Source organism: Afipia sp. Root123D2, assembly GCF_001425835.1.
In the GTDB taxonomy this organism is placed as follows: Bacteria; Pseudomonadota; Alphaproteobacteria; order Rhizobiales; family Xanthobacteraceae; genus Afipia.
Genome location: NZ_LMDP01000001.1, coordinates 1,501,419 through 1,517,055, shown reverse-complemented (window position 1 = coordinate 1,517,055; position 15,637 = coordinate 1,501,419). Strand labels below are relative to the sequence as shown.

Annotated in this window: 13 protein-coding genes; 10 read left to right on the top strand and 3 right to left on the bottom strand. The window is 60.8% G+C overall.

The genetic code is table 11. The features are described from left to right. The first annotated feature begins 13 nt into the window (after window positions 1-13). The 4 genes from ASC80_RS07355 (at window position 14) to ASC80_RS07340 (ending at window position 3,780) form a co-directional block, all read left to right on the top strand. The gene (locus ASC80_RS07355; protein ID WP_056294495.1) at window positions 14-1,762 is read left to right on the top strand and encodes an ArnT family glycosyltransferase; all 1,749 of its coding nucleotides are present in this window, start codon (window positions 14-16) and stop codon (window positions 1,760-1,762) included. Window positions 1,763-1,802: 40 nt separating this feature from the next. Beyond that, window positions 1,803-2,609, top strand: coding sequence for a phosphatase PAP2 family protein (locus tag ASC80_RS07350; RefSeq protein ID WP_244487199.1), 807 nt, complete (start codon window positions 1,803-1,805; stop codon window positions 2,607-2,609). 80 nt (window positions 2,610-2,689) lie between these two features. Then, window positions 2,690-3,448, top strand: a complete 759-nt coding sequence (locus ASC80_RS07345; protein ID WP_056295749.1) for a glycosyltransferase family 2 protein — start codon at window positions 2,690-2,692, stop codon at window positions 3,446-3,448. Continuing rightward, entirely contained in the window at window positions 3,445-3,780 is a 336-nt protein-coding gene (locus ASC80_RS07340; RefSeq protein WP_056294489.1) for a lipid-A-disaccharide synthase N-terminal domain-containing protein, read from the top strand. Before ASC80_RS07345 ends, ASC80_RS07340 begins: the two co-directional genes overlap by 4 nt. Window positions 3,781-3,790: 10 nt before the next feature. Here ASC80_RS07340 and metC read toward each other — a convergent pair whose 3' ends face one another. Continuing rightward, complete coding sequence (gene metC / locus ASC80_RS07335; protein ID WP_056294486.1) at window positions 3,791-4,990, bottom strand: cystathionine beta-lyase; 1,200 nt, start codon at window positions 4,988-4,990, stop codon at window positions 3,791-3,793. A 256-nt stretch (window positions 4,991-5,246) separates the two neighbouring features. Here metC and ASC80_RS07330 point away from each other — a divergent pair, with 256 nt between their 5' ends. Genes ASC80_RS07330 through ASC80_RS07315 form a run of 4 tightly spaced genes read left to right on the top strand, consistent with a single transcriptional unit; the run spans window position 5,247 to window position 9,765 of the window. Beyond that, window positions 5,247-6,263 carry an amino acid ABC transporter substrate-binding protein gene (locus tag ASC80_RS07330; RefSeq protein ID WP_056294485.1) on the top strand — a complete coding sequence of 339 codons (1,017 nt, stop codon included), beginning with the start codon at window positions 5,247-5,249 and terminating at the stop codon, window positions 6,261-6,263. 17 nt (window positions 6,264-6,280) lie between these two features. After that, the gene (locus tag ASC80_RS07325; RefSeq protein WP_056294484.1) at window positions 6,281-7,486 is read left to right on the top strand and encodes an amino acid ABC transporter permease; all 1,206 of its coding nucleotides are present in this window, start codon (window positions 6,281-6,283) and stop codon (window positions 7,484-7,486) included. Then, complete coding sequence (locus ASC80_RS07320; protein ID WP_056294481.1) at window positions 7,483-9,012, top strand: amino acid ABC transporter permease; 1,530 nt, start codon at window positions 7,483-7,485, stop codon at window positions 9,010-9,012. Before ASC80_RS07325 ends, ASC80_RS07320 begins: the two co-directional genes overlap by 4 nt. Before the next feature lie 12 nt (window positions 9,013-9,024). Then, on the top strand, window positions 9,025-9,765 hold the full coding sequence (locus tag ASC80_RS07315) for an amino acid ABC transporter ATP-binding protein (protein ID WP_056294478.1): 741 nt from the start codon (window positions 9,025-9,027) through the stop codon (window positions 9,763-9,765). Window positions 9,766-9,774: 9 nt separating this feature from the next. Here the strand turns inward: ASC80_RS07315 and ASC80_RS07310 are convergent, their stop codons facing one another. Both ASC80_RS07310 and ASC80_RS07305 read right to left on the bottom strand, forming a co-directional pair. Further along, a complete protein-coding gene (locus ASC80_RS07310) occupies window positions 9,775-10,818 on the bottom strand; it encodes a cysteine synthase A (RefSeq protein ID WP_056294475.1) in 1,044 nt (347 codons plus the stop codon). Window positions 10,819-10,908: 90 nt separating this feature from the next. Further along, window positions 10,909-12,138: an SAM-dependent methyltransferase gene (locus tag ASC80_RS07305; RefSeq protein WP_056294473.1), complete on the bottom strand. Its 1,230-nt coding sequence runs from the start codon at window positions 12,136-12,138 to the stop codon at window positions 10,909-10,911. A gap of 785 nt (window positions 12,139-12,923) precedes the next feature. Between ASC80_RS07305 and ASC80_RS07300 the strand changes: the two genes are divergently transcribed. Continuing rightward, window positions 12,924-14,390 carry an efflux transporter outer membrane subunit gene (locus ASC80_RS07300; RefSeq protein WP_502690946.1) on the top strand — a complete coding sequence of 489 codons (1,467 nt, stop codon included), beginning with the start codon at window positions 12,924-12,926 and terminating at the stop codon, window positions 14,388-14,390. Beyond that, a complete protein-coding gene (locus tag ASC80_RS07295; RefSeq protein ID WP_056294469.1) occupies window positions 14,380-15,630 on the top strand; it encodes an efflux RND transporter periplasmic adaptor subunit in 1,251 nt (416 codons plus the stop codon). The genes ASC80_RS07300 and ASC80_RS07295 overlap by 11 nt, the downstream gene beginning before the upstream one ends. The last annotated feature ends 7 nt before the right edge of the window (window positions 15,631-15,637 follow it).

Sequence of the window (15,637 nt, the reverse complement as noted above, 5' to 3'; positions counted from 1 at the left end):
GTATGCGGAACCGATGGCTGAAACCTTTCAACAACCGCGATTTGGCGCGCCACGTGAGCCGGCCGAGGCAAAAAACCCGGGGCAGGTGCTGGTGCGCTTGCTGGATTTCGTTGCCGCCGGCCGAATTCGCCCGATCGTGTTTCTGGTGATCTGCGGCGCGCTGTTCATCCTGCCGGGTTTTTTCAATATCCCGCCGATTGATCGCGACGAGGCCCGCTTCGCGCAAGCCACCAAACAGATGGTCGAAAGCGGCGATCCGGTCGATATCCGCTTCCAGGATGAGGTCCGTTATAAGAAGCCCGTTGGCATCTACTGGCTACAGGCGGCCGCGGTCGAAACCGCGTCGAAACTCGGTGTGCCGCGCGCCCAGCTGCGAATCTGGCTCTATCGGGTGCCGTCCCTGATCGGCGCGATCGGCGCGGTGCTGCTGACCTACTGGACTGCTCTCGGATTTGTCAGCCGGCGAGGCGCGGTGATTGCCGGCCTTGTGATGTGCAGTTCGATCCTGCTCGGGGTCGAGGGGCGACTGGCCAAAACCGATGCGATGCTGCTCCTGACCACCACTGCAGTGATGGGGGCAATGGCGCGCGTCTACCTGTCATGGCAGCGCGGAGACGTGTCACCACGTCCGTCGTGGGCGTTGGCGGCGATCTTCTGGACGGCGCTGGCCGGCGGAATTCTGCTCAAGGGCCCGCTGATCCTGATGTTCGTGGCACTGACCGTTGTCGCACTGGCGATCCTCGATCGTTCGGTGGAATGGCTGTGGCGTCTGCGGCCGGTATGGGGCGTGCTATGGACGCTGGTGCTGGTGCTGCCGTGGTTCGTCGCCATTTTCCTCAAATCCGGCGAAAGCTTTTTCGCCAATTCGCTCGGCGGCGACATGCTGAGCAAACTGACAAGCCCGCAAGAGTCGCACGGTGCGCCGCCCGGTACATATTTCGTGCTGTTCTGGCTGACATTCTGGCCGGGCGCGGCGATGGCCGGCATGGCCGCACCCGCGATCTGGCGCGCGAAACGCGAGCCGGGCGCGCAGTTCCTGCTGGCGTGGCTGGTGCCGTCGTGGATCGTTTTTGAGATCGTCATCACCAAGCTGCCGCACTACGTGCTGCCGCTTTATCCCGCAATCGCAATCCTGATCGTCGGCGCGCTGGAGCGCAAAGTGCTGTCGCGCTCGCCATGGATCGTACGCGGCGCGGCGTGGTGGTTCGCGGTGCCGGCTATCCTGTCGGTCGGCGTCATCGTCGGGGCAATCTCGCTGCTGTTACAGCCGGAATTCATCGCGTGGCCATTCGCCGCCGGAGCTATGATTTTCGGCTTGTTCGCATGGTGGCTGTATGACGACGAACACGCCGAGCGGTCGTTGCTTAACGGAATTGCTGCGTCTTTCTGTTTGAGCGTATGCATCTATGGGGTCGTGCTGCCGTCGCTGGCACCGCTGTTTCCCAGTGTCCAAATTGCCCGCGCGCTCCGCAGCGTCGAGTGCGTCGGCCCCCTTGCAGCCGCCGCCGGCTATCACGAGCCCAGCCTGGTATTCATGGCCGGAACGTCGACGTTGCTCACCAACGGATCGGGCGCGGCGGACTTTCTGCAGAAAGGAAGCTGCCGTTTCGCGCTGGTGGAGTGGCGTGAGGAGAAGGCCTTCGCCCAACGCGCGGAGACCATCGGACTACGTTATTCGCTGACGACGCGCGTCGAAGGGTTCAACTTCTCGCGGGGACGCTCCGTCTCCGTTGCGGTGTTCACCTCCGAAGGCACGAAATGATATGGCCGCGAATGTAGGTCATCCTTTGCCGGAGACTTACATGAGCCGGGCAGCGGTGCTCGGCTGGCGCTCAATGGCCAGGCTTGTGCGACCGCCGTCGCATTCACGCCGCGCGGAAGCCCGTCGTCGGCAGGCCCGGCATTGGTTGGCGTTGACCGCAGCCCTCGCCGTGGCGATTGCAGCGTTGATGTACACCTTCGATGTTACCGCTATTGTGGCGATGCCGCCGCGTGGCACCGCGAGCCTGTGGCCGCTGCATATTCTCACGGCTTTCGGCAAGGCGAGTTACATTCTCTGGGCCTTGTTCATGACGATGATTGCGGCGCTGGCGCTCGCGTCCGCCGCGCGGGGGAATAGAGCGGGAATCCTGATCGGATTCGGAACGCGTATTCAGTTCGTGTTTTTCGCGGTTCTGGTGCCGATGCTTGCTGGCGAGGTCATCAAGGGTATTGTGGGGCGCGCACGGCCGTTCGTCGGCGGCCATGCTGATCCCTTCAATTACTCCCATTTCGCCTGGACGGAAGCCTATGCGAGTTTTCCATCGGGGCACGCCAACGCCGCCTTCGCGCTGGCCTTCGCGATGTCTGCGGTGTGGCCCCGTCTGCGCGGTGCAATGTGGGCCTACGCGGTCATCATCGCCCTGACGCGGATAGCGCTTCTTGCCCATCACCCAAGCGATGTGGTCGGCGGCGCGCTGGTCGGCATTGTCGGCGCAATGGCGGTTCGTTACTGGTTCGCCGCCCGACGGCTGGTATTTACAATCCGCCCGAATGGTACAATCGAGCCGCTCGCTGGAGCCTCGTTGCAGCACCTGAAAGGGGTTGCCCACCGGGCGTCCGCCCCATAAGAAGCGGACGCCCCTGAACCCTACGGAACCGGAACTCCCTGGCCGAATACGCTGGCCGAGGCGGTCAGATTGATCGGATGATGAGCGACATACCACCAACCCGGAATGCGACGGCTCCGGCTGTATCGATCGTTGTGCCGGTCCGCAATGAAGCCGGGAACGTCGCACCGCTTATCGCCGAGATCGCCGCGGCGCTCGATGACCGCTGGGCCTATGAGATCGTCTACGTCAACGACGGCTCGACCGATGCGACCGCCGAGCGGCTGGCCGAGGAGATGGGCAAGCGGGCAAACCTGCGGCAGGTCCGCCATGCCAAATCGTCGGGCCAGTCCGCGGCGGTGCGGACCGGCGTTCGTTTTGCCCGGGGCGGGATCGTTGCGACACTGGACGGCGACGGCCAGAACAACCCGGTCTTTTTGCGGGACCTGATCACGGCGATCGAAAACGGCGGCGCCAGGACCGGCCTTGCGGCCGGGCAGCGTGTCGGGCGGAAAGACACCGGGTTCAAGAAATTCCAGTCGCGGGTCGCCAACGGCGTGCGCAACGCGATCCTGCGCGACGGCACGCGCGATACCGGATGCGGCCTCAAGGCCTTTCGCCGCGACGTGTTTCTGGCGCTGCCTTATTTCGATGGGTTGCATCGGTTTCTGCCGGCGCTGGTACGGCGCGAGGGATACGACATCGTCTATGTCGACGTCATAGATCGGCCACGTCATTCGGGCGTATCGAACTATGGATTTTTCGACCGGCTGTGGATCGGGATCATGGATCTCGCCGGCGTCTGGTGGCTGGTCCGCCGCAAGAAAACCACGCCGGTGGCAACCGAGGTGACGTCGTGATTATCCAGATCGGACAACAACTCTGGGACTACCTTTACGACGTGTTCGTCGCCAAGTTCGATTTCTGGCTGGCGTTCGGTCTGGTCGCGCAACTGTTCTTCACCGCACGTTTTCTCGTACAGTGGATATCGAGCGAGCGCGCCGGCATGAGCGTGGTGCCGATGGCGTTCTGGTTCTGCTCAATGGGTGGGGGAATCATGACCCTGATCTACGGCTTTGCCAAACGCGAGCCGATCATCATCCTTGGACAGGCGCTGGCGACGGTGATCTACATCCGCAACATCATGCTGATCCTGAAGAACAGGCGCAGGCAATCCGAGACCGCGCGCTGACCGGCTGAGGTCAGCCCTTCGCGGCGTTGAAGACCTCGAAACCTGCCGCAAGATCGGCCTTCAGATCGTCGAGGCTTTCCAACCCGATGTGAAAGCGCAGGGCCGGTCCACCCGGCGCCCATGTCGTCGCGGTGCGATAGCCGCTGCAGTCGAACGGAATCACGAGGCTTTCAAAGCCGCCCCACGAGTAACCCATTCCGAACAACGTCAACGCGTCGAGGAAGGCGTCGACGGCCTTCTGCGGCGCGGGCTTCAGCACGATGCTGAACAGGCCGCTGGCGCCGGTGAAATCACGTTTCCAGATCGCATGACCGGGATCGCTTTCCAGACCCGGATGGAGCACGCGAAGCACTTCAGGGCGGGCCGCGAACCAGCGCGCCATATCGAGGCCGGATTGCTGGTGATGGGCAAGGCGGACCGCAAGTGTCCGCAGACCGCGCAGGGCCAGAAACACATCGTCGGGGCCAGCGCAAACGCCTAGCAACCGGATCGCCTCCGTAATCAGCGGCCATGCCGTGGCATTGGCCGCGATCGTTCCAAACATGATGTCGGAATGCCCGCCGATATATTTGGTGGCTGCCTGGATGCTGATATCGACACCCTGATCGAGCGAGCGATGATACAGCGGCGTCGCCCATGTGTTGTCGTCGATGACGAGAATGCCCTTGTCGTGCGCAGCCTTGGCGATGGCCGGAATATCCGGCATCTCGAACGATTGCGATCCGGGTGCCTCCACCACGACCGCCCGGGTGTTCGGCTTGAACAGCGTGGCCACGTCGGCGCCGATCAGGGGATCGAAGTAACTCGTTTCGACGCCGTAGCGCTTCAGGAGACTGTCGCAGAAATTCCGCGTCGGCCGGTAGGCGCTGTCGATGACGAGCAGGTGATCGCCTGACTTCAGTACGGCGAGCAGCGTGGTGCTGATGGCTGCGACACCGGATGGCGCAAGGCCGACACCGGCGCAATTGGCTCCTTCAAGTGTCATCAATGCATCGATGAGCGCTTTCGTGGTTGGTGTCCCATGGCGGCCATACTGAAATTCTCCGCGATGCGCGTGGAGATCCTCGGCGGTCGGATAAAGCACGGTCGAACCGCGCACGATCGGGGGATTGATGAAACCCTTTTGCGCCAAGGTATCGCGTCCGGACGTCACGAGTCCGGTTGCGGGTGCGAGGGTTCGGGAAGGCTTCTTATCTTGTGGAGATTTCATGGGGCACATTCATTGCCGCGGCTGGATAAGCCGACGAATAGGAGAGCGAGGTGTCGGGAACGTCTGACAGACGGGATAATTGAGTAAGGAGACGGGGAACGCAAAGGTCAAGCCCTTGACCCGCCACGCCAGCCGTTCTGTTATGGGCTCCAAGTATTTACCTGGTCTCGGATCGGATATCGGACCCTCGATTCCGTTCGTTGGTTGCCGGATGGCGCGGCTGATCCGGGCTGGATATTTTTGAAAGGCACCCGTTATGAAACGCTCATCGCTCGGCATTGTCGTTGCTCTCGCTGCCGTCGGCTACATTCACGGCGCAGAGGCCCAGACCTTCAAGACAGTACAGGACCGCGGCATTTTGTCATGCGGCGTGAGCCAGGGATTGCCCGGCTTTTCGGCACCCGACGACAAGGGTAACTGGACCGGCCTCGATGTCGATGTCTGTCGCGCCATTGCTGCGGTCGTGCTGAACGATCCCAAGAAGGTGAAATTTGTGCCGCTGTCCGCCAAGGACCGCTTTACCGCACTGCAATCCGGTGAAATCGACGTCCTGTCGCGCAACTCGACCTGGACGCTGTCGCGCGACACCTCACTCGGTCTGAACTATACCGGCGTGACCTATTACGACGGTCAGGGCTTTCTGGTCCGCAAGGCGCTCAAGGTGAACTCCGCGCTGGAACTGAACAGCGCATCGATCTGCGTGCAGACCGGCACCACCAATGAGCAGAACGTCGCCGATTACTTCAAAAGCAATAACATGAAGTACGAGATCATCGCTTTCGGCACGGCGGACGAAACACTCAAGGCATACGAATCGGGGCGTTGCGATGTTTTCACCTCGGACGTGTCCCAGCTCTATGCCGAGCGCCTCAAGCTGGCGAATCCGGAAGATCATGCAGTGCTCCCCGAGGTGATTTCCAAGGAGCCGCTGGGCCCGGTCGTGCGCCATGGCGACGATCAGTGGTTCGACATCGTCAAGTGGACGCTGTTTGCGATGATCAATGCGGAAGAACTCAACATCACGCAAAAGAACGTCGATGAGATGGCCAAGGCGAGCAAACCCGAATTGAAGCGCGTGTTCGGAACCGACGGCAACCTCGGTGAACAGCTCGGCCTGACCAAGGATTGGGTGACCCGGATCATCAAGGCGGTCGGCAATTACGGCGAGTCGTTCGATCGCAATGTCGGCGCCGGCTCCAAGCTCGGGATTTCGCGTGGCCTCAACAACCTCTGGAACAAGGGCGGCATCCAGTACGCGCCACCGATCCGCTGACCCGACCGGTCGCTGCGATGGCAGCCGAGCAGCGAAAGCCTCCACTCCAGCTTCTCGCCCGGCTGCGCAGGATATTGGGCGGCCGCGCCGGTTGGGGCGGCTTCGTATTCCAGATCGCGTTTCTCGCGTTATTGGTCTGGGTCGGCTACGAGATCGTTGCCAATGCCCGCGCCAACCTCCAGGCCCAGCGCATTGCGTCTGGTTTCGGCTTCCTGTCCAACACCGCCGGATTCGGCATCAGTCAGACACTGATCCCGTATTCGGAGTCCGACAGTTACACCCGCGTATTCTTCGTCGGATTGCTGAACACGCTGGTGGTGTCCGCGATCGGCATCGTATTCGCGACGATCATCGGCTTTCTGGTCGCGCTGGGGCGGCTGTCTCCGAACTGGCTGCTCGCGCGCGTATCAGGCGGCTACGTCGAGTTGATCCGCAATCTGCCGCTCCTGTTCCAGATATTGTTCTGGTACCTTGCGGTGCTCGGCGCGCTGCCCAGCCCGCGGCAAAGCGTTTCCCTGTTCGATGCGATTTTCCTGAGTAATCGCGGATTCGTGGTACCGGCGCCGATCCCGCAGGGATCGTTCGGCACATTCATCGCTGCGATCGTGATCGCCATCGCCGCGTCGTTGGTGATGCGGGCCTATGCGCGGCGCCGTCTGTTTCAACGAGGAGAGACACTGACGATCTGGCCGCTTGCACTGGCGATGCTGGTTGGGCTGCCGCTGCTTGTGGTGTTGCTGTTCGGCGCTCCGATGCACTTCGAGGTGCCGGTCCTGCGCGGATTCAATTTCGCCGGCGGCTCGCGTGTCGCCCCCGAATTCGTGGCGCTGACGCTGGCGCTGTCGACCTATACGGCGGCCTTCATCGCGGAAATCGTACGCGCCGGAATACAATCGGTGCCGAAGGGGCAGATGGAGGCGGGCGCCTCACTCGGCTTGCCGCGCCGCACGACGTTGCGCCTTGTCGTGATTCCGCAGGCGCTGCGGGTGATCCTGCCGCCTTTGACCAACCAGTATTTGAATCTGACCAAGAATTCGTCGCTGGCGGTGGCTATCGGCTATCCCGACCTGTTCTCGGTGTTCGCGGGCACCACACTGAGCCAGACCGGGCAGGCGGTCGAAATCATCGCCATCACCATGGGCGTCTATCTGGCGATCTCGCTCGTGACCAGTGCGATCATGAGCCTCTATGGCTGGCGGATCGCGCGGAGTATGGGCGCATGACCGATCAGACCGCATCGTCATTCGTACGACAAGAGATCGCGCCGCCGCGCACTCCTCCAATCGCGACGACCGGGCTTGCGATATTCGTACGCACGCGGCTCCTGAGTTCGCCATTCAACATCATGCTGACAATCGTCAGCGCGTTGCTACTGTGGCTGACGATCGTGCCGACAGTCAGGTTTCTGCTGGTCGACGCAGTCTGGAGCGGAGCCGACCGGACCGCCTGCCTGCAGGCCAACGTCGGTCATCCGGTCGGAGCGTGCTGGCCATTCGTTCAGGCGAAATTCAGTCAGTTCATCTATGGTTTCTATCCGGACGGCGAGCGATGGCGGGTGAACCTGACCTTCGGACTGGGTGCGCTTCTCCTGCTGCCGTTGCTGATCCCGCGCGCCCCGGCGAAAGGCCTGAACGCAGGGCTGTTCTTCGCTGCATTTCCATTCGTCGCGTTTTTCCTGCTTCGTGGCGGCGGCTTGCGCGGGTTTGTGATCCACTGGCTCGCCGACCTCGGCTCGGCATTTTCATCGAGCTTTCGGGAAGCCGGGCAGCGGCTCGATTTTTCCGCTGGCACAATTGCGACCGGCTTACCGGCTAAATTACTCGGCCTGGTGGGCAAGGTGCTGGTCGGCATCGGAGATGCGATTGCGTTGGTTTGTTCTCCGCTGATCTGGCTGCGCGACTACATCGATGCGTTCGCCAGTTCGCTGTGGGCCGATCTTGCCTTCAGCGCGATCCTCGTCTCGATCCTCGTGTTCCTGGTGACGGGTGGATTTCGCAATGGCTGGCGCGGTCTATTCATCAGCCTCGCCACATTCGCCGGAATCGGCCTGTTGATTCTTGTCATGGGCCTCGACCAGGGCGGCCTGCCGCTCGTCGATACCCGGCTCTGGGGCGGTCTTCTAGTGACGATGGTGGTGTCCATCACCGGTATCGTCGCGTCGATGCCGGTCGGCATGGCGCTCGCGCTCGGGCGTCGTTCGACAATCCCGTTGATCCGCATCTTCTCTATAACCTTCATCGAGTTCTGGCGCGGCGTGCCGTTGATCACGGTGTTGTTCTTCGCTACCTACATGCTGCCGCTGTTCCTGCCCGGAAATTTCACCATCGACGGACTTGTGCGGGTGCTGATCGGCATCGCTCTGTTCGCGGGCGCCTACAACGCCGAGGTGATCCGCGGCGGACTGCAGGCGATTCCGCGCGGGCAACCGGAAGCCGCCAGCGCGCTCGGCCTGTCGCACTGGAAAACCACGGCGTTGATCGTGATGCCGCAGGCCTTGCGTCACGTCATTCCTGGTCTCGTCAATAGCTTCATTGCGCTGTTCAAGGATACAACGCTGGTTCTGATCGTTGCGATCTTCGATCTGCTTGGACAGTTGCGGGCATCCTTTGCCGATCCGAATTGGGCGACGCCGACGACGTTGTTCACCGGCTTTGCCTTCACTGGAATTATCTATTTCGTGGTCTGCTTTGCGATGTCCCGCTATTCGCTGTTCGTCGAGCGCCGCCTCAATGCACACCGCAACACCTGAGACGAGAACATCATGACAGGTGATCCGATCGTATCCATTGCGGGTCTCAACAAGTGGTACGGGGACTTCCACGTATTGCGCGACATCGACCTCGAGGTCGGGCGCGGCGAGCGTATCGTGATCTGCGGGCCATCCGGGTCCGGCAAATCGACGCTGATCCGCTGCATCAATGCGCTGGAGGAATTCCAGGAAGGCAAAATCATCGTCGACGGGATCGAACTGGGACCGAACCTGCGGCGCGTCGATGAAGTGCGCCGCGAGGTCGGCATGGTGTTCCAGAGTTTCAACCTGTTTCCGCATCTCACCGTTCTGGAAAACTGCACACTGGCGCCGATCTGGGTCCGCAATATTCCTAAAAAGGAAGCTGAAGCCGCAGCGATGAAATATCTCGAGCGGGTGCGGATTCCCGACAAGGCCAACAAATATCCAGGCCAGATTTCCGGCGGTCAGCAGCAGCGCGTCGCCATCGCTCGCGCCCTGACGATGAATCCCAAGGTGATGCTTTTCGACGAGCCGACCTCCGCACTCGACCCGGAAATGGTCAAGGAGGTGCTGGACACCATGGTGGATCTCGCCAAGGAGGGCATGACCATGCTGGTCGTGACCCACGAAATGGGCTTCGCCAAGGAAGTCGCCAATCGCGTGATCTTCATGGACGCGGGTCAGATCATCGAAGCGAACACGCCGGATCGCTTCTTCTCGAATCCGCAGCATGCGCGGACCAAGCTATTCCTCAGCCAGATCCTGCGCTGAGAGACCGCCTTACGCCTTTTCGTAAGGAACGCTGATCTTGCTCTTCTTCTGCTCAAGCCATGCAGGCACCGGCAGATTCTTTGAGCGCAGGAATGCCGGATTGAAGAGCTTCGACTGATAGCGTGTGCCGTAATCGCAAAGGATGGTCACGATGGTATGTCCGGGGCCGAGGTCTTTCGCAAGACGGATAGCGCCGGCGATATTGATACCGGACGAACCGCCGACACAAAGACCTTCATGTTCGAGAAGATCGAACACGATCGGCACGGCTTCCTCGTCCGGAATGAGATAGGCCTTGTCGGCCTTGACGTCTTGGATGATGGGGGTGACGCGGCCGAGGCCGATGCCCTCAGTGACCGAGCCGCCCTCCGTTGATTTGACCTCGCCATGGTCAAAATAGTTGTACATCGCGGCGCCGCGCGGATCGGCGACCCCGATCATGATGTCCTTTTTCTTCTCGCGGAGAAAACTCGACGTACCCGCCAGTGTACCGCCGGTGCCGATGGAGCAGATGAACCCATCCACCTTGCCGTTCGTCTGTTCCCAGATTTCCGGACCGGTCGAAACATAGTGAGCCTTGCGGTTATCCAGGTTGTTCCACTGGTCGGCAAAGATAACGCCGTTCTTCTCGGTCTTGCGCAACTCATCCGCGAGCCGGCGGCCGATATGCTGGTAATTGTTCGGATTGCTGTAGGGAAGCGCCGGCACTTCGACCAGTTCAGCGCCGAACAGCCGCAGCACGTCTTTCTTCTCCTGGCTTTGCGTTTCCGGGATCACGATGATGGTGCGATAACCGCGCGCGCCAGCGACGAGAGCGAGGCCGATTCCGGTGTTGCCGGCGGTGCTTTCAACCACAAGACCGCCCGGCCGGAGTTCACCGCGCTTCTCCGCTTCGAGGATCATCTGCTTTCCCGCGCGATCCTTGACCGATTGGCCGGGATTCATGAACTCGGCCTTGCCGAGAATTTCGCAGCCGGTCATTTCCGATGCGCGCTTGAGCTTGATCAGGGGGGTGTTGCCGATAGCGTCGACGACGTCTTTATGGATGTTCATGGGACCGCAATTCGCGCAGGAAAAAGGCAGGATGAGACAATCAACCTAGTTCCGCGACGCGGTCTGCACAAGTGTTCAGGAATAACGGTTTCATGCAGGTTTCGCGAAAATCACCTGACGCACGTCAATGTTTCCCGACAGAAATCCGGCTTCGCAATAGGCCAGGTAGTATTCCCACAATCTGCGAAACCGCTCATCAAAACCGAGTGGCATCAGGTTCGGCCAAGCCGCGCGGAAATTGTCTCTCCATGTCGCGAGCGTCTTGGCATAATCTTCTCCGAAGATGCGCTCCCGGATGACAGGTACACCAAATTTGTCGCCGAGCGATTTCAGCACCTGCGGGGAGGGCAGCATCCCGCCCGGAAAAACGTAACGCTGGATGAAGTCGACCTCGCGTCGATAGGTCTGGAAAAAGCGATCCTGAATCGTGATGGCCTGAATTCCGGCGAAGCCGCCGGGTTTCAACCGGTCGCGCAATTGACCGAAATAGTTCGGCCAGAACTGTTCTCCGACCGCCTCGATCATCTCGATGGATGCAATGCAATCATACTGGCCGCGTTCATCACGATAATCCTGCAGACGAATCTCGACTTTTTCACTGAGGCCGGCCGCCTGAATCCGCCTCTGCGCGAAATCATGCTGCTCGGTACTGATCGTCAGGCCGACCACTTTGACGTCATAGCTTTTGGCGGCGAACTCGGCGAACCCACCCCAGCCGCAGCCGATCTCCAGCAATTTCTGACCCGACTGGAGATGGATCGCTTCAGCGAGGCGACGATACTTGTTGTGCTGTGCGGCAGTCAGATCGTGGGTGTTGTCCTCGAAGATCGCCGATGAATAGGTCATGCTGGGGTCCAGCCACGCCGAATAGAACGCGTTGCCGATGTCGTAGTGCGCGTAGATGTTGCGGCGGGCCTGCCGCTTGGTGTTGCGATGGAACCAGTGCTGCAGGTGCTGGACCGCGCGCACGAGCGGCTTGTTGCCGAGCATCACCTGGATGAGATCGTGATTGACGCAAAAGATGTAGAGAAACTGCGTCAGATTGGGCGTGTCCCACTCGCGGCGCAAATAGGCTTCGGCGATTCCGATATCTCCACCGTTAAGGAAGCGCCACGCAAAACCATAACTGTGAATGGTCATGGTCGCGGCGGGACCTGGCTCGAGGCCACCGCATCGGATCGTGCGCCCATCCGGCAGCGTGATATCGAGTGTCCCGCGGCGCAGTTTTGCCGCGAAACCGAACGCCAGCCTCACGAGACGCGGCACGTCCCGCAACACAGACTCCACATTGTCGGGAGTCACGGTAATCAGATCAGACATCGCACAAGTCCATCAATCTGATGCGGCTCTGTATCCGGTATCCGGAAGTGTATTGTCCGAGTGGTTGCCGTCTGAGTTTGGGATTTCCCGTTTTGAAACTGCCCAGCCCCTCTTGCACCGCCGGCACGCTGGATTGTCCATCGGCTGCGGTGTGCATAAACCTCGCGCCTTTGAGCCAAAGACGCAAGACCTCCGGTGAACCGCGCCACATGATTTTAAGTGTCATGGGAGGGCAGACAAATGAACGTATTAGATTTGTCGATGTCAATTTCCTGCACTGACCTGAAGAGGGGCGAGGGCCGCGGCGCCCGTCTCGAAAATCCGCAACTTGAGGTCGATGGATGCAGCAGAAGCATCGAGCGCCTGGGCTACGGAAAGGCGACCGGAATACGTTCTCGTCGAAACCGATTCCGGCCCGGGCGCCGCACCAAGCGTCCGGTTGCCTTGAATTGCCCGGAGACGCTTCGGGTCCGCGAGCGCCGCTCCATCGTGGATGCTCGCATATCGCAGAGCTTAGCTCGCGGTCACGACCCGCCCGGAACGCCGACGTGACAAATGCGCATCAATGGATCGAAAATATCGGGTGAAATCTTTGTAATGAATGGCTGTTCACAATACGCGGTGCGCCAAAAGTTCATATTTTTCAGGACAAACTTGAATGTCTGGCGCAGCTCCCTGTGGAGTACTCAGGGTGCGCTCACATTAACATAGCTGTCCGCTATCCAGCCGGGTCGCTAGAATACCGCCTTGTTCAGCGAATCCCTTGGCTGGTGGTCTTGTTCCAGATTCAATCTTTACGCGACATACGCGCGCGGCTGTCGCGGCCGGCGGCGACATGTGCCCTGCTTGCGGCCGTTGCGTCCTCGTCGGGCTGTATTTTGACCACCGATCTTCCAGACCCCGCGCTCGATATTCCCGCCGCCTACAAATCCGACGCAAGCCGGGGGCAGGAACATCCACCCGCGCTGGACTGGTGGGGCGGCTTCCGGTCCCGCGAACTCACTACCCTGATCGAAGAAGCCCACACCGTGAATCTGGATATCGCCGCGGCGACATCCCGTATCCTGCAGGCAGATGCCCTCGCGCGACAAGCCGGCGCCAGTCTGTTTCCGGCGGTCGATGGCGGTCTGTCAGCAACGCGATCCAGGTCGTCGAACACATCGAGCTCCGTGACGAGCGGAACGACATTGAGGCGCGGTGAGGTCACGACCTATTCGGCCACACTGAGCGCGAGCTACGAAATCGATTTCTGGGGCAAGAACCGCGATGCTCTTCGGGCAGCCGAGGAAACGGCAAATGCCAACCGTTTCGATCGTGACGTTGTCGCTCTCACCACAATGGCGAGCGTGGCAAACGCCTATTTCCAGGTTTTGGCGGCTCAGGACCGGATTGCAACGGCGCAGCGCAATATCGCCAGCGCCCAGCGCGTCTACGACGCCATCAAGGCGCGGGTCGACGCCGGCACCGGCTCAGACCTCGATCTCGCCCAGCAGGAAAGCCTGCTGGGCAACCAGCGGGCGCAGTTGCCGCCGTTACGCCAGACGCTTGCGCAGAACCAGAACATCCTCGCGACGCTCGTGGCGCGCCCACCACAGAGCCTCCGCGTCATTGGCGGCTCATTAAACCGGATATCCGCTCCGCGCGTCACGCCCGGACTGCCGTCCGAGTTGTTGACCCAACGCCCCGACATCCGACGACAGGAAGCACAACTCGCGGCTGCCACCGCCAATGTCGGCAGCGCGCGGGCGCAGTTCTTCCCGAGCATTCAACTGACCGGGCAGGGCGGCTATCAAAGCGCGGCGCTCGTGGCGCTCTTCTCGCCGCAATCGGCCTTCTTCAGTCTGGCCGCCGGACTAACCCAGCCGATCTTCGATGCCGGACGAATTCAGGCCAATTTCGATCTGACCAAAGCCCAGCAGGACGAGTTGCTGCAGACCTACCGCAAGACCGTGGTGTCGGCATTCGCCGACGTCGATAACGCCTTGGTGGCGATCCGGCAGACGACCGAGCGGCTCCGATTACAGAGGATCGTCGTGTCAGCCTCGCGGCGGGCTTTCGACCTGTCCACGCGGCAGTTAACGGCCGGAACTGCCGACATCGTCACTGTGCTAAACACGCAATTGACGTTATTTCAGGCTGAGGATTCGCTGGCGCAGGCTCAGCTCGCACGGCTTCAGGCCATCGTCAGCCTGTACCAGGCGCTTGGAGGCGGATGGATGCCGAAGGTTGAAGGGGCGAGCAATGCTCTTTAAGCCCGATCTGAACGACACGGCTAAAGCAGCCGGCGAGGGCGTCGCCAAGGTGGCATCAGGCGCCCGCCGACGCACGGTGTCCATCGCCATCGCCCTGCTGATTGTCGGCGGCCTCGGTTACATCATCTGGTCGTCCTATCAGCAGGAGCATCGCGCAGGGCGCACAATACCGGAGCAAGCCGTTCCTGTGCTGGCTGCGAGCCCGCGTATCGAAAACATGCCGGTCTATCTCGACGGCGTCGGAACAGTCCGCGCGCTCAACACGGTTACGGTCCGCGCCCAGGTCGATGGCAAGCTGCTGTCGGTGAATTTCAAGGAAGGGCAGGACGTGAAAGCCGGCGACGTTCTCGCCGAGATCGATCCGGCGATCTACAAGGCACAATACGATCAGGCCGTTGCCAAGAAGGCCCAGGACGAAGCACAACTCGCGAACGCGCGCATCGATCTGACGCGCTATCAACAGCTCGCCGCCTCGAAAGCCGGATCAGCGCAACAGGCCGATACCCAGCGCGCCACCGTTGCGCAACTCGAGGCGCTGGTGCAGTCCGATCAGGCGGCGATCGACAACGCCAAGACCACCCTGGACTATACCAAGATCATCGCGCCGCTGTCCGGCCGCGCCGGTTTGCGACAGGTTGATCAAGGCAACATCGTTCATGCCTCCGATGCAACCGGCATCGTCGTCATCACGCAATTGCAGCCGATTGCGGTGCAGTTCAGCCTGCCACAGCAGCAGATCGTGCGGGTCAATGCAGCGGCGGCGAAAGGCACCCTGGAAACTGACGTGTTCGGCAATGACGGCAAGACGATTGTCGATAAGGGCAAACTGACCGGCGTCGACAATCAGGTCGATCAAACAACCGGCACGGTGAAGATCAAGGCCGAGTTTCCCAACGCCGACTTCCAGCTCTGGCCGGGGCAGTTCGTCAATGTGCGCCTGAAGGTGCAGACCCTCGACAAGGCCCTCGTGGTTCCAACCGCCGCCGTTCAGCGCGGCCCGAGCGGCACTTTCGCGTATGTGATCGGCGCGGACAACATCGTGAAGGCAAAACCGATTACAGTCACCCAGCAGACCGAAACCGATGCGGTGATCGCCAAGGGGCTGACGGTCGAAGATCGCGTCGTGACAACCGGGTTCGCCAACCTTGCCGATGGCGCGAAGGTCTCCATCGGTCAAGAAAGTACGCCGGAGCAGGATCTCGCGCCACAGAAGCGCCAGCAAAAAAAGGGCCGCCGCTAATTGAACC